Source organism: Listeria cossartiae subsp. cossartiae, from assembly GCF_014224155.1.
Classification (GTDB): domain Bacteria; phylum Bacillota; class Bacilli; order Lactobacillales; family Listeriaceae; genus Listeria; species Listeria cossartiae.
This window is the reverse complement of record NZ_JAASUI010000001.1, coordinates 675,824-688,178: the sequence shown is the minus strand read 5'-3', so window position 1 is coordinate 688,178 and position 12,355 is coordinate 675,824. Positions and strand designations below refer to the sequence as shown.

The following is a 12,355-nucleotide window of genomic DNA, read 5'->3' as shown; positions in this document are numbered from 1 at the left end:
CTGTGACAAAATTGTAAAGTTACTCCCAAATCCGAGGCAAAATACTACTTTTTCGCTGAGCAGAAATATATGGACTTCCTTTCGCTGTGAACCTAAGCGGATAATGGGTCGCAATTCCTTTATTAGGTACCCCAATTCGATTAGTTGCTTCTATTATATGCGGTGTTTTTGCTTCTTCTATCCAAATGTTACTATCAAAAAGAGTTTTCCCGTAATCTTGCATACTTAATCCTAATGCTTGCGTTAATTTTCCAGGGCCGTTTGTTAGCTCATAACCAGTTTTTCCGTGGCGTTGGTATTGCATTTGTGCGCGTGACGCTTCGTCGGGTTCTATCGCGCGAATGAGAATAGCTTCTGGGATCCCTTTTTGCATGGTGATGAAATTAAGCAAGACTTGGCGATGCATTTGGTACATATAGATGGTCCCGGGCGACTCGAACATCACTTCAGTTCTTTTCGTTCGAAGGTTTTGGAAACTATGTGCTGCCATGTCAGTTGCTCCGAGGTAAGCTTCTGTTTCTACAATCAAGCCAGACAGTATGCCACTATTTGTTTGATGCACAAGTCGCATGCCAATAATATCCCTCGCGAGTTCAATTGTCGTCTTCTTTTCGAAAAAATCTTTCGTAATAATCGTCTTCATTGTCTACCTCAATGTTTTCTTTTTATTTTAGCAGAATTCTATTCCAAATGGTTCTTTTTTGACTAGTTATATCCGCCTAGTTCCTAATAAATCCTACTTCAGACGGATAGGTTATAGCTTGCCTTTTATTAATCTTGTGTTAGAATTATGTTAAAGTGGGTGCTGTATGAAATTGTTTTTTTACATAGTACAGCTGCTTTTTTCATTTCAGGAAAACAACAAATAAAACGAGTAAATAGTGTGTAGGAGAGGTGTTTCATGAAGGATTGGAAAATAAAAATCCAAACGTTTTTAAGCAAGAATTATGGATTTTTTGTTCTAGCCGTCATTCTTTATTGGCTAAAAACGTATATTGCATATCAACTTGAATTTAAACTTGGCATAGAAAATCTTATGCAGCAAATTTTGCTGTTCATTAATCCATTAAGCGGGGCCATTTTCTTTATCGGTCTTGCCCTTTTTGCTAAAGGACGTCGTTCATTCATTTGGATTATCGTTATTGACTTTTTAATGAGTTTCATTCTTTACGCAAATATTGTTTATTATCGATTCTTTAGTGATTTTATTACGCTACCGAATCTAAACGCAAAACAAATGCAAAACATGGGCGACATGGGAAGTAGTATCACAGCGTTACTCAGCTGGCACGATATTATTTACTTCGCGGATATTATTATTTTAATTGCACTACTAGCTTTCCGCTTTGTAAAACCAGACAAAACAGCCCGCATTCGCGCGAGAAAAGTAGTTGGTGTTCTAACACTTGGTATCGCGATGTTCTTTGGTAACTTGGGACTTGCAGAAATTGATCGTCCGCAACTACTAACAAGAACATTTGATAGAAACTATATTGTTAAATATCTTGGTATGACTAACTACCAAATCTATGACGCAGTGAAAAGTACTGAATCATCTACCCAGCGTGCACTTGCTGATAGTAGTGATGTTACCGAAGTTTTAAACTATACTAAATCCAAATATGCCGCGCCAAACCCGGAATACTTCGGTAAAGCAAAAGGCAAAAACGTCATTTATATTCACTTAGAAAGCTTCCAACAATTCCTAGTGAATTACAAACTAAATGGAGAAGAAGTAACGCCGTTTATTAACTCTTTCTTTAAAGATCAAAATACGCTAAGCTTTACAAACTTCTTCCACCAAACTGGTCAAGGTAAAACAGCTGACTCTGAGATGCTCCTTGAGAACTCGCTTTACGGCTTGCCTCAAGGTTCCGCCTTTACTACTAAAGGTCAAAACACGTATGAATCAGCATCTGCTATTTTAGGCCAACAAGGTTATACTAGTGCGGTATTCCACGGTAACTATAAGAGCTTCTGGAATCGTGATGAAATTTATAAACAATTTGGTTACGATAAATTCTTTGATGCTAGTTACTACGATATGAACGAAGCAGATGTTTCTAACTACGGACTTAAAGATAAACCATTCTTTAAAGAATCCGAAGAATATCTATCGTCCTTACAACAGCCGTTCTATACGAAATTTATTACACTAACGAACCACTTCCCTTATCCAATTGATGAAAAAGATGCTACAATTGCTCCGGCAACGACTGGCGATTCATCTGTAGATACGTATTTCCAAACAGCTCGTTATTTAGACGAATCTGTGAAAAGCTTTGTTGATTACTTGAAGAAATCTGGCCTTTACGATAACTCTGTCATTATCATGTACGGTGACCATTATGGTATTTCCGATAACCATGAAGAAGCAATGACGAAAATTCTTGGCAAAGATTACAACACTTTTGAAAATGCCCAAGCGCAGCGTGTTCCTTTAATGATTCACGTTCCTGGTGTTCAAGGTGGCGTTCAAGAACAATATGGTGGCCAAGTTGACCTACTTCCTACATTACTTCACTTACTTGGTGTAGATAACAAAGAGTACTTGCAATTTGGTACTGATTTACTTTCTAAAGATCATAAACAACTGGTTCCATTCCGAAATGGCGATTATATAACCCCTAATTACTCGATGATTGGTGGTAACATGTATAATCAAAAAACAGGTGAACCAATTGCTACTGAAACGCAGGAAATGAAAGAAACGAAAGAAAAAGTAGCGAAAGAATTAGAGCTTTCCGATTCTGTATTACAAGGCGACTTGTTACGTTTCTACGCTCCTGATGGTTTCCAAAAAGTAGATCCAAGTAAATACAACTACAACAAGAAAAAATCAACTGATTCAACGAGTAAATAAAAAAAATGAGTCCAGAATATCTGGACTCATTTTTTATTTGCCTAACCCTCTCATAATATACGAAACGGTATCATCAATTTCTTTTGGATCATCCCAATTAGCATCTGGCATGACGACAAATCTAGTTAGCATAAAACCAACTATATTAGTGATTAGCGCCCGCATGATCGTGCTGTTTGGCATATCGACTATTTCGCCACGTTCTTTATAAAAATCAATCATTTGATCAAATTGCCCTTTTACATGTGTCATAAAAATTTCCGAAAATTGCACTCTCAGTTCATCATGATAAAACAACTCCATAAAGTAAATTTTGATGACCTTACCATTTTCTTTGGCAAATTCAAAACGGTTCACGATAATTTCACGAATAAACGACTGAAAATCCGGATATTCACTTTCAAAAACTTCTTTTACAAAGCTTTGGGCTAAAAATGGTATCACACCACCAATGAGCGTTGGCATCGTAATCGCCATTAATAAATCTTTTTTCGTTCTATAATGTCTAAAAATGGTTCCTTCTGCGACGCCTGCTTTTTTCGCAATTTCATTTGTAGACGTTCCAGCGTAGCCTTTTTCAGCAAATAGTTCGATGGAAGCTGCAACAATTCGGCGTTGCTTTTCGCTCATCTTGGTTTCTTTTTCCGTTAAATCAAGCATTTGACGGATGATATCTCCTTCTGCATCCACGTGGTATCTCTTCCTTTCCAGTTAAACTTTCCGGTATTTTTTTAAAGCAAAAATATTTAATACGACAAATACAAGTACAAATCCTAGTAAAATATAGAAATCATTCGCGAACGCAGCAAATCCTTCTCCTTTTACCATGATGGATGTTAGTGCGTTGGCGCCGTAGTATAGTGGCATAATGTGTGCAATCCAAACGAGCCAATCCGCCATACCATCGAGCGGGAAAATCCCACAAAATAGTACTTGCGGCACGATAACGATAGGAATAAACTGAACGATTTGGAATTCATTATTCGCAAAAGTAGAGAGTAAAATTCCTAGTGCCAGTGAAACCATTCCGAGTGTCAAGGTAATCAGTAAAACATAGAATAGTGAGCCGTTTTGCATCATGCCAAGTACTTGAATCGAAAATACGGCGACTAAAATGGACTGTAGTAAGGCGAAAATCCCAAAGCCGATTAAATATCCTAGTTCTAATTCAATCCGTTTAATTGGTGTCGCCATTAGTCGCTCGAGTGTTCCAGTTGTTCTTTCGCGCAAGAACGAAATTCCGGCGATTAAAAATACAAAGAAGAATACGAAAAAGCCAATGAAAATCGGGCTAATGGTGTCGAAAAAGCTTGTATCCTTGTCTCCGTAAACGTAATCGGTTGAAATCGTTAGTTTTTCAGGGCTTTGTGTGAGTGTTGGGATGGTGCTTGTGTCAATTCCAGCTTTGGCGAGCGCTTCGCCAGTTGCTTTTGCTTGGTTTTTCGCTTGTGTTTGTTGCTCGGCCATCAATGCTTTTTGCAGTTTTAAGCCGATTTCTTTGCTTAGACTTGGTTCACTATTTTCATATGTTACCTCGATTTTCTCACCGCTTTGCTGGAAAAATGCGTCCAAATCGGCAGCTTTAATTTTATCGGTGGCGTTAGTGTTTTCCGCGTAGGTTTTAATGGTGAGGTCATTTGCTTTTAGTTCTTGTACCATGGAATCAGTTAGTCCGCTTACACCAACGACGGGTTTGACTGTATCCCCTTCAAATAAGTAGGTTAGCAAAGTGATAAGTAGCAGTGGTGCGAGAAACATTAGAGCGAGTGTACGTTTATCACGGCGAAATTGGTTGACGATTCGTTTGACGATAGCAAGTATTCGCATTAGTTCTTCCCTCCAAACTCTAAAAAGGCATCTTCTAGTTTACCGGATGTGGTTTTACTTGAGAGCTCCTGTGGGGTCCCTACGGCGATTATTTTTCCATTTCTAATCATTGCAAGTCGATCGCATTTTTCGGCTTCATCCATCACGTGCGTCGTTACAAGGATACATTTGCCGTTTGCTTTCAAATCTGCTAGCTCTTCCCAAATGGTTTTTCTTAGTTCTGGATCAATTCCGACTGTTGGCTCATCTAAAATAAGGACGTCAGGATCTGCAAGTACAGAAATAGCGAGTGATAATCTGCGTTTCATCCCGCCCGAATAATTGGTCACCTTTTTAGTTAAATCTTGTTGTAAGTTAACGAGGTTGGCCGCATAATCCATTCGGTCTTTTTTGGCAGCACCTTTAATGGAATAAAGGGAAGCGAAAAAATCTAAGTTTTCTTTGGCGGTTAAATCGGTGTAGAGTGCGTCTGACTGGGCCATGTAGCCGATTTTGCTAATGACCGGTAAATTTGGCATTACTTTTCCTAAAACTTTGGTTTGGCCGCTCGTTGCCTTTTCCATACCGATGATTGTTTTAACAAGTGTCGTTTTGCCCGCGCCGGATGGGCCGATTAAGCCGAATATCTCGCCTTTTTGGATTTCGAGTGACATATCAGCTAAAATTTGTTTCTTGCCGATTTTTACGTCTAAATTCGATACATTAATTGCTATTTCTGACATTGTTTTCCCTCCTTTTTTAAATGAGTGATTACTCACTTTCCATTGTACTCCGATTTTCTCTAATGTAAAGAAAAAACCGAACGCATCAAGAAGTTTCCTTCTATCTGCATTCGGTTATTTGCGTAAATAAATGTCTGAAATGAGGTGATCTGTGCCTTTATGAAGCACTAGGTCCGCTCGGTATTTTGTTTTCTCGATGTTTTCTTTTAAGTTGACGCCGTTGATTGTATCCCAAACGCCGAGTGCAAATGTTTCGGCTTCTTGTTTGCTGATTTTAGTATATGGATGAAAATAGGAGCTTTCATCTTGGAAAGCTGTTTCGCGAAGCATGAAGAAACGTTCTAAGTACCATTTCTTAATATCTGCTTCATTGGCATCCATATAAACGGAGAAATCAAAGAAGTCGCTCGGAAAAAGACTCTCATGTTGGTCGGCTTGAAGGACGTTGATTCCTTCTATAATAACGATATCCGGATTGTGCATCATCCGTGTTTCCTCTAAAACATCATAAGTGAAATGCGAATAAAGTGGTACTTCGACATCTTCTTTATTTGCTTTTAAATCGGTTAAAAACTTGGCAAAACGGTCGCGGTCGTAGCTTTCAGGAAAGCCTTTTTTGTCCATGATGCCGCGCTCTTCTAAGACCTTATTAGGATAGAGAAAACCATCTGTAGTTACAAGCTCTACTTGTCTTGTTTTGGAGAACCAGCGATCAAGCATTAATTTGAAAACACGCGCAGTCGTACTTTTCCCAACAGCTACACTTCCAGCTAATGCGATGATAAACGGGGCACGCGATTCTTTTTTCTTTAAGTATTCCATTTTTTCGCCATGAATAAAAATCGCTTCATGGTATTGAATCGCAATTAATTTTATTAGTGGTAAATAGATTTCAGAGATATCTTGTAAAGAAATTCGGTCATTTAAACCACGTATTTCTTCCAGTTCCTCTGCAGTTAATATTTGGTCCTTACTCACTTCCAACTTGCGCCATTCTTCTCGTGGGAAATGAAAGTAGTGGTTGTAATCATTCATTCAATGTTCCATCCTTTTATTCATTCGTGAAAACGTAAACAGCTTTATTTAAGGATAACGCAAGCTGCATAAATCCGCAAGTAGCGATTTAATATTTACGATAGACATAAACTGATTTTGGTTTTGCTACTTCTTTATAGCTTTCTACTTGCACAGATGGGATATTCATTTTAAAAGGTGAATAATATTCTTGGGTGATGGTTCCTTTTACGGTAAGCCATGTATCGTTTTTCAAATTGGTCTTTTCGGGCATTTGAACGAGCATTCCGAACACACCTGAATCGGCGACGCAGTGAATAATTCCAAAGCGGAACAGGAATAAGTTATTATCTTTGGTGACTTCATCATTATAGACAAATCCGGTAAATTCGATTTGTTTGCCAGTAAATTCGCCTGGATAATTGTAGAGAATTTCCATCGTCATTAAATAATTACTATCATTGACTTTGATGGGATTTTGGTCGATGATTTCGGCTTTTTCTTTCGCCATCATTTTTTCATAGTCCGTTTCGCCAAAATAGCCACTCGTATCCGGTCGTAAAAATTGATTTTGAGCGTATGGGTCATCACCAGCAGCATTGTTTTTCGGAAAATGGAATCCTTTAGCGGAGACGATAGTTGAATCAAGCGTTGCGACTGGGAAAAGGAAACCGGCGATTAAGGCGTAAGAAAGTAAACCATATACCATAATTTTTTTCAAAATCGTATTTTCACCGTCATGGATATGCCCCATATGTTCTGTTTTGGCGCCAATATCTTCGTCGCGAAAAACCATAATTAGTTGAATAATCGCCAGTAAAAATGCGGCAATCATCGCGGAAAACGATAAATAAGCGTACTTCATATTAATATATTTACTGATATCACCAGAAATATGTAACTGCATCAAATAAAAACCAAATCCAAATAAAATGAATACGCGAAACATCTGCTCACCTACTTTCGGTTAAATTACTAGGGCGTATAAAAAGACAACAATCGTTACACTAGTAACAATTAATAAGACAAATTTTGCTTTAAATGCTCCTAACATCATCATTAAATTTTTAATATCGAGCATCGGACCAAACACTAAAAATGCAACGATCGATTGCGTGGAAAAAACACTACGGAAAGAGGCACCAATAAAGGCATCTGCTTCGGAGCATAGCGATAATACAAAGGCCAGAACCATCATAAGTAAGATGGATAAAATCGGACCATGACCAATTGACACGAGTGTGGATGTTTTAATGTATGTTTGCATCGCAGCGGCAATCAATGCTCCAAACACGAGATACTTACCGACGGAAAAAAATTCGTCGACCGCGTGCTGTACGGTATGCCAGATTTTCTGATTTAAAGTCATTTTTGCATGTGTGTGCTCTTCACCGTGATGATGGTGGTGCGCATGAGCGTTATGAGATGCGGCTTCGGTTGTTAGTGCTTGAAAGTTAGTTGTCGTACTTTCCGCAGGTCCGCCAGCAAGTGCTAGATTTCCAGCTGGAACGGCTACTTTTTCACTAGCAGCTTCATATTTTAAAAAGCGGTCTTTCAAGCCTGTTCCTTTATAAAAATAAGCGATAATATTTCCGACAACGAGCGCGACGACTAGGCTTCCAGCAACACGCAACAGCGGAACTTCCCAGGTGCTTCCAAAGGCAACATACGTCGAAAATAATACTACTGGATTAATAATCGGCGCTGTGAGCATGAAGGCAATTCCGGCATGAAGCGGTACACCTTTTGCTAGTAAATTACGAACGATTGGAACGATCCCGCATTCGCAGGAAGGGAAAAATATACCAATAAACGAGCCAACAATGACGGCGAGAAATTTGTTTTTCGGGATAACTCGGGCAATGAATTGTTCTGATATAAACATTTGAATAAAGCCAGCAATAAAAACACCAATTAACACAAACGGCAGTGCCTCAATCAAAATCGAAATAAAAATGGTATTCATTTGTAGGAATGAATCCGGTAGATGACTAAACATGGGATTCCTTCTTTCTGTCCTCTTTTTAATAACTATTTGATTCTAAGCCTATCTTTTGCAGAAATCAAGTAAAAGATAACTGACTATATTTTTTGTTTTGCTTGAATAAAAAGACAACAATTTAACTAAATTGTTGTCTTTTTGTGATAATTTCTTGGTAATCTTGTTCGAGCATTGCCTTTTCAGCCGGCTTTAAATTCGGTTGCATTAGCTTGGCGGCTATTTCGGACATGCGCATTTCTAAAATCAATTTATCTTCTTCTGTGATTCGGCTTGGCGCTTTGCTTTCTTCATATTCTGCAAATGTCATACGATGAAACGTCATTTCGTTATTTTCGATGACGAGCAATTCCTCTGCGACTTGCTTTACAAAGGTTCTGTCATGGGAAACGAATAAAACGGTTCCGCTAAACTGTTTGATTAATGTCTCTAAGGCTTCCATTGCATAGATATCCAAATAATTGGTTGGTTCATCGAGAATCAGGAAATTGGCATCACTGACAAGGAGCATGCTGAGAAGTAATTTCACTCGTTCCCCGCCAGAGAGCATGCTTACTTTTTTAGGCAAGTCACTTTCTTTAAAATGCATGCTTCCGAGTACTTCTCGGTTCACTTGTTTAGTTTGGACGCTCTTCTCTGTGATGTTTTCTAAAAGTGTTTTGGTTAGATCTAGACCTTTTAGTTCTTGGTCAAAATAGGCGATTTTAGCTTGAGCATTGCAAGTGAGTGCTGGGTTTTCTTGGATTATTTCTCTTAAAAAGGTCGTTTTCCCGCTTGCGTTTTCACCGATAAGTGCTACTTTATCACCCGCTTTGATTGAAAAGGCGTTTGTTTCAAAAAGTTGGCGCCCGGCGATTTTGTAGGTCGTTTCTTTCGCGCTTAGTATCGTGTTGCCTTTTTTGATGATGCGATTTTCTGGGGTGATGATTTTAATTGGCTTTGTCGTATGTGGTTTTTCGACATTTCCGAGCCGTTCGATTCGTTTTTCTAACGCTTTGATTGTACTATGTTGTTTCTTTTGTTGCGTGCCTTTACCGGCTTTAAAGGCGCTGGCTTCTTTGTTGTTCAAGCGTTTTCCCGGTTTAACAATCCGCCCTGCTTCGATTTCGTGATAGTTTTGGGATGCTTCTAGTTGTTTCTTTTTGTTTTTAAATTCTTTGTAGGCAAGTTCGGCTTGATTTTCTTGTTGCTCTTTTTGTTCTAAATAAGCTTGATAATTCCCTTTATAAACGTGGATATTTTGATTTTTAATTTCCCATATTTCTGTGCAAAGGGCGTTTAAAAAGGCGCGGTCATGCGAGATAATTAGTAGCGCACCGTGAAAATCGCTCCATTGGCGTTCTAAATGTTTTACGCTGTCAACGTCAAGGTTGCTCGTTGGTTCGTCTGCTAAGAGAACACTTGGATTTTGACGCATCGCATGTTGGATGGCTTTTCTTGTTTTTTCGCCGCCGCTTTTGGTGCTTTTTTCGTTAGGGAGTTGTTTAATATAAGCGAGTTTGCCGTGTGTTGTTATGCTGCCTGATGTGGCTTCTCTCTCGCCAGCGATTACTTCCATGAGCGTCGTTTTTCCAAGACCGTTTTGACCGATGATGCCAATTCTTGCTTTTTTGTGGACGAGTAAATGAGGGATTTCGACTAGCGTTCTGTCCCCTACTTCTATTTTTAATTGATTAATTTCGATTATAGACATAAAAAATAACCTCCTGAATATTTTCAGAGAGGAATTCGCGAAGCTACGCCAAAAAAGGCTTAGAGCTAGAGTTATCATGCGAAATGAACATACGAATCCCGTCCGAAAAAATAGTTTCTACCCAAAAATTGGATAGCTTTCTTCATTTTTTCATATAGTACAGGATTAGAATTTCATTGGCTTAAGATAACACTCCTTTTCGTTTGATGGTTTTATTATAACGCACTTTGCTCGTTACTTCAACCGAAATAAGCCGTGTACTATAAATACACGGCCAGGTTTATTCGCTTTCTTCAATCATCATTTTTAGTTTTCGGATGAACTCTTCGAAGCTTTCTGCCATGGATAATCGTTTGGCGTTGATTGGTTCGGAAACGATTTCTACAAACTTCTCGAAAAAATCATTGAACTCATTTGCGTCTTTTTTGCTGATGGCGACGAGCGCGATTATTTTTACTTTGACGTCATTCCAGTAAATCGGTTCTTGCAATGTCATTATGGAAACGCCACTGCGTAGGGCATCGTTTTTGATAGAGTGAGGGATAGCGATGCCTGACGGGAAACTGGTTGGCGCCATTTGTTCTCTTTTTTCTACTTTTTTCTTAAAATCGGTTGTGACGAAAGCTTGTTTTTCCATTTTAGAAATCATTTGTTCTCTGATTTTTGCGGGTGTTAGTTCTGAGGGGTCGATTTGGTTGGAATAGAGCGACTGGACGATGTAGTGGTCGATTTGTTGTCCGAGTATGTTATTTTCGAGTATTTTCTTTTTAGTGCGAATGCGGCTTGTGATTTTTTTGATGTCTTTTGTTGTTAGTAGCGGGTGAATGAAAATCGAACCTGCTTTTTCAAGGGCGACATCTCGATTGGTCGTTAAAATGATATCGAAATCTTCTTCGTACGCCTCGTTTTCCATTACTTTGATAGTTGCTTCGTTTTCGAATAATGATTGTAGTTTTTTCAGCATATTTGCTCTTAAATCGTGATAATCGTCGACTAAAATGCCAATTTCCAAACGAATATTATCACGGTTTTCGCTTTCTAAAAAAGAACCGATATGCAGCGCGATAAAGGAAATTTCGTCTTCGTTAAAATCAATTGCTAGTTTTTCTTGTAATAAGGAGGAAATGTAAACAGCGATATCAAATGTGACGGGATAGGACGTTTTAATATCAAGCAAACTTAAATTTCTTGTGTAGGCTTTATAGCGAGAACGATAGTATAAACTTTGAATATGGATAGCTAGTTTGATAAAAAGTTGCTCGTTTTGCAGATCAATCAGGTAGGTTTCTTCTACATTTGTGAGGACGATTTTAAGTGCCTCGATGATGTTTTTATCGACAAATTGATCTAATTCGGCTTGATTGGCGTTGGCGGATTGTTCATTTTGCAGACCGACATATAAAAGTCCTAGTTGCTTCGTTTCTGCTTCTGAAAAATGGATTTGGTATTCTTCGGAAAGAATGTCAGCAATTTTTTTCGAGATTTCGTATTCTTTGGAGTGCTTGTGGATGAGTGTTTTTTGCGTTTCGATGAGGGTGTTGCCTTGTTGAATCCGAACGATGCTAATGGCGTAATGCAGCACGATATTCATCATCGAGTATTGATTGGTTGTAATCGATTCGCTCGCTAGGACTTCTTTGACGATGTTTTGCAGTTTGTCGATCGAAACAAATTCAATCATTTCTTGGATGTGGCTTTTGATGCTCTCGCGATAGCCGCCTTCTTCATATAATAAGGAAATCATGTATTTTCTTTTGGCGCGTTCTTTGCCGATTAGTTTTACTTGGTTTTTATCAATGACGATTTGGACATCGGCTTCTTTTAGTTCGCTTTTTAATTGTTGGATGTCTTTTTTTAAGGTGACTTCTGAAATAAATAAAATATCCGCGAGGTCGAATAAATCAACGCCTTTTGTCGAATTTTTAATGAGTTCTAGTAAAAGTTTGGATTTTCGTTCCGCGGCATCACTTTCTGTTTGGACTTCCGGTTGGATGTTTGGGTTGATTTGATAGCCTTGTTTGGCGGAGTTAATTACACCTGGTGTTGCTTCGTTTATTTTGTAAATATTATTGCGAATGGTCCGTGTTGTACACCCGCAAAAATCTGCTAATTCATTGGAGGTAACCCACTTATTTTCTTGTTTATGCAAATAAGCTAATATTTCTTTTTGCGTATCCATTTCCTGTTCCCCCTATATACCGAAAGCCAGTTGTATTAGCTATCAACTACTACAACTG

10 protein-coding genes are annotated in these 12,355 nt (G+C 38.6%); 1 reads left to right on the top strand and 9 read right to left on the bottom strand.

All coding sequences use genetic code 11. From position 1 onward, the window contains the following. Positions 1-19: 19 nt before the first annotated feature. Positions 20-643 (bottom strand): DNA-3-methyladenine glycosylase, encoded by a 624-nt coding sequence (locus HCJ30_RS03515; protein ID WP_185390996.1) that lies wholly within the window; start codon positions 641-643, stop codon positions 20-22. 258 nt (positions 644-901) lie between these two features. On the opposite strand from HCJ30_RS03515, the gene ltaS reads away from it, so the two are divergent. Continuing rightward, on the top strand, positions 902-2,863 hold the full coding sequence (ltaS, locus tag HCJ30_RS03510; protein WP_185390995.1) for a lipoteichoic acid synthase LtaS: 1,962 nt from the start codon (positions 902-904) through the stop codon (positions 2,861-2,863). A 33-nt stretch (positions 2,864-2,896) separates the two neighbouring features. Here the strand turns inward: ltaS and HCJ30_RS03505 are convergent, their stop codons facing one another. The 8 genes from HCJ30_RS03505 to HCJ30_RS03470 form a co-directional block, all read right to left on the bottom strand. Then, positions 2,897-3,553, bottom strand: coding sequence for a TetR/AcrR family transcriptional regulator (locus HCJ30_RS03505; RefSeq protein WP_185390994.1), 657 nt, complete (start codon positions 3,551-3,553; stop codon positions 2,897-2,899). 21 nt (positions 3,554-3,574) lie between these two features. After that, on the bottom strand, positions 3,575-4,690 hold the full coding sequence (locus HCJ30_RS03500) for an ABC transporter permease (RefSeq protein ID WP_185390993.1): 1,116 nt from the start codon (positions 4,688-4,690) through the stop codon (positions 3,575-3,577). After that, positions 4,690-5,412: an ABC transporter ATP-binding protein gene (locus HCJ30_RS03495; RefSeq protein ID WP_185390992.1), complete on the bottom strand. Its 723-nt coding sequence runs from the start codon at positions 5,410-5,412 to the stop codon at positions 4,690-4,692. Before HCJ30_RS03495 ends, HCJ30_RS03500 begins: the two co-directional genes overlap by 1 nt. Before the next feature lie 114 nt (positions 5,413-5,526). Then, on the bottom strand, positions 5,527-6,447 hold the full coding sequence (coaA, locus tag HCJ30_RS03490) for a type I pantothenate kinase (protein WP_185390991.1): 921 nt from the start codon (positions 6,445-6,447) through the stop codon (positions 5,527-5,529). Between the two features lie 88 nt (positions 6,448-6,535). Then, on the bottom strand, positions 6,536-7,375 hold the full coding sequence (locus tag HCJ30_RS03485; RefSeq protein ID WP_185390990.1) for a TIGR03943 family putative permease subunit: 840 nt from the start codon (positions 7,373-7,375) through the stop codon (positions 6,536-6,538). A gap of 18 nt (positions 7,376-7,393) precedes the next feature. After that, the gene (locus tag HCJ30_RS03480; protein WP_185390989.1) at positions 7,394-8,425 is read right to left on the bottom strand and encodes a permease; all 1,032 of its coding nucleotides are present in this window, start codon (positions 8,423-8,425) and stop codon (positions 7,394-7,396) included. 121 nt (positions 8,426-8,546) lie between these two features. Then, the gene (locus tag HCJ30_RS03475) at positions 8,547-10,118 is read right to left on the bottom strand and encodes a Vga family ABC-F type ribosomal protection protein (protein WP_185390988.1); all 1,572 of its coding nucleotides are present in this window, start codon (positions 10,116-10,118) and stop codon (positions 8,547-8,549) included. A 280-nt stretch (positions 10,119-10,398) separates the two neighbouring features. Beyond that, a complete protein-coding gene (locus HCJ30_RS03470) occupies positions 10,399-12,297 on the bottom strand; it encodes a BglG family transcription antiterminator (RefSeq protein ID WP_185390987.1) in 1,899 nt (632 codons plus the stop codon). Positions 12,298-12,355 lie beyond the last annotated feature (58 nt).

What these genes read in the sequence shown, in the direction of transcription:
- HCJ30_RS03485 (WP_185390990.1), bottom strand. Translation starts at nt 7,375, where the DNA reads ATGTTTCGCGTATTCATTTTATTTGGATTTGGTTTTTATTTGATGCAG.
- HCJ30_RS03480 (WP_185390989.1), bottom strand. Translation starts at nt 8,425, where the DNA reads ATGTTTAGTCATCTACCGGATTCATTCCTACAAATGAATACCATTTTT.
- HCJ30_RS03470 (WP_185390987.1), bottom strand. Translation starts at nt 12,297, where the DNA reads ATGGATACGCAAAAAGAAATATTAGCTTATTTGCATAAACAAGAAAAT.
- HCJ30_RS03495 (WP_185390992.1), bottom strand. Translation starts at nt 5,412, where the DNA reads ATGTCAGAAATAGCAATTAATGTATCGAATTTAGACGTAAAAATCGGC.
- HCJ30_RS03475 (WP_185390988.1), bottom strand. Translation starts at nt 10,118, where the DNA reads ATGTCTATAATCGAAATTAATCAATTAAAAATAGAAGTAGGGGACAGA.
- HCJ30_RS03500 (WP_185390993.1), bottom strand. Translation starts at nt 4,690, where the DNA reads ATGCGAATACTTGCTATCGTCAAACGAATCGTCAACCAATTTCGCCGT.
- ltaS (WP_185390995.1), top strand. Translation starts at nt 902, where the DNA reads ATGAAGGATTGGAAAATAAAAATCCAAACGTTTTTAAGCAAGAATTAT.
- coaA (WP_185390991.1), bottom strand. Translation starts at nt 6,447, where the DNA reads ATGAATGATTACAACCACTACTTTCATTTCCCACGAGAAGAATGGCGC.
- HCJ30_RS03515 (WP_185390996.1), bottom strand. Translation starts at nt 643, where the DNA reads ATGAAGACGATTATTACGAAAGATTTTTTCGAAAAGAAGACGACAATT.